Annotated in this window: 1 protein-coding gene; it reads right to left on the reverse strand. The window is 50.2% G+C overall.

Annotation, left to right across the window (positions count from 1 at the left end; genetic code table 11):
* Positions 1-406 (reverse strand): hypothetical protein (locus K6Y31_RS22120; RefSeq protein ID WP_233055186.1); only part of this gene is annotated, 406 nt, incomplete at its 3' end.
* Between the last annotated feature and the right edge of the window lie 128 nt (positions 407-534).

Here is a 534-nt window from a genome sequence, read left to right on the forward strand (position 1 = left end):
CCTCACTGGTAACCAGTTTCTTCAGGCGCCCGGCTTCATCATATTCAGAGTGGGTATGTAGCAGGCGGCTACCATCGGCCGACAATATCTTACGCTCTGTTTCACGGCCGTTAATGTCATAGCTGAACTGCTCCTGAGTTTCACCCGCCACCAACTCAGATTTCAGTAAGCCATTGTTGTAGTAACTGTACTGCGCAACATAGCCGCTTTCGCCCGTTTTCGTCTTAAGCGCGTTGAAGCTGTTGTAGTCAAAACTCAGTTTGGCGCCATCAATCAGGGTTTGGGACGCCATCAGTCCGTGGGCATTAAACGTAGCGGATTTTACGCCCTGCTCAATGCCATCGCTATCTAGCCAGGCTTCCCGCTCGCGATTACCCTGCAGGTCATAACCAAAAGTTTGGTGCATACCCTGGCCTTTGCTCTCGATTATCTGACCATATCTGTCATAGCGGGTCAGGCTGGTATATGACGTTTCGCCATAAATGTCTTCCTGGTAACGCTGACCGGCCTGGTCATAGTAATAACGCTGATATA

The organism is Motilimonas cestriensis (genome assembly GCF_021295315.1).
Classification (GTDB): domain Bacteria; phylum Pseudomonadota; class Gammaproteobacteria; order Enterobacterales; family CBDFNC01; genus Motilimonas; species Motilimonas cestriensis.